This window comes from Pseudomonas cichorii, from assembly GCF_019719005.1.
Lineage (GTDB): Bacteria > Pseudomonadota > Gammaproteobacteria > Pseudomonadales > Pseudomonadaceae > Aquipseudomonas > Aquipseudomonas cichorii_E.
Window position 1 is genome coordinate 1 of the sequence record NZ_JAIGPJ010000093.1, and the last position, 1,253, is coordinate 1,253.

The following is a 1,253-nucleotide window of genomic DNA, read 5'->3' on the forward strand; positions in this document are numbered from 1 at the left end:
ACCGTCCACTCCAATGCCTTCAACTTTCTCAGTGCCGTCCAGGCCGGTGTCGACCCTCGCACCGGCCAGTACACCTGCGCCATTACCCTGCCCGAACTCAAGGCCAATCACTTGTGCGGGCCCATCGTTCCGCTGACCCTGGGCTTCAGCCCCATGAGCCCGCGAAACACCGGCTTTGGCAAGGGCTGGAGCGTACGTCTGTCGCATTTCGATACCGTCTCGCGCATCCTCTCGTTGTCCACCGGGGAAACCTTTCGCATCGAAGGCTCCCTCAACCAGCCCACCGTCCCCGAACGCAAGATCGACAGCTTTCACTTTTCCGTCGAAGCCACCGGCCGTTATCGCGTGGTCCACAAGTCCGGCCTGGTGGAAATCCTCACCCTGCGCGGCGGCGACACCCAGGCCTGGGTCAGTGAAGTCCATTCCGCCGAAGGTCATCGGGTCAGCCTGACCTACGAGACCTTTGCCGGTGAAACCGTGCTGCGCAGCGTCAGCGACAACTACGGCCTGCTGCTCGACATCACGCGGCCCAACTCTGCGCAGGTCAATATCGACTTGCACCCCGGCCAGGGCAGCGGCGGTGAACCTCTGGCCCGTTTCAGCCTGATGCTCAGCAACGGCGAAGTGACCCGCATCGTTCTGCCGGTCGACAATCAGGCCGCCTGGCGCTTCCAGTACGAACTGATTCATGAGTACCTGTGCATTTCGCAGGTGCACAACCCGTTGGGTGGCCATGAACTCATCACCTACGACGCCCAGGGCCATGAGTTCCCGCAGAACCGTTACCCGTCGTTGCCCCGCGTGTCCCGGCATGAACAGCGCCCCGGCTTCGGCCAGCCTCCGGTGGAGGTGCGTTATCACTATTCCAGCACCAACTTTCTGGGCTTCAACGCCAGCGGGCTGATCTGGGACGATGACGGTCTGGACAACCTGTACCGCGCCAACCCGAGCTACACCTACACCAGTACGGAAATGCTCTGGTTCGACGGCCAGGCACTGCGCTCCACGGTGCGGGCCTTCAATAACTTCCACCTGCTGACCGAAGAAACCGTCACCCAGAACGACAATGTGCTCACCACCCGCACCACGTATCACGGTACGCCGGGCTTGCCCTTCGACCAGCAACCGGCCCAGTGCCAGTTGCCCGACCAGGTGCTGAAGATCTGGTATCACCCCAGCGCTTCCAGCCAGACCCATGAAGAAACCACCCGCACCACCTTCGACACCTTCGGCAACCTGCTGACCCAGGCCAA

Annotated in this window: 1 pseudogene; it reads left to right on the top strand. The window is 61.9% G+C overall.

Annotated elements, in window-relative coordinates:
* Positions 1-1,253: pseudogene (locus tag K5D32_RS25730) on the top strand (sugar-binding protein); the annotation flags it as partial.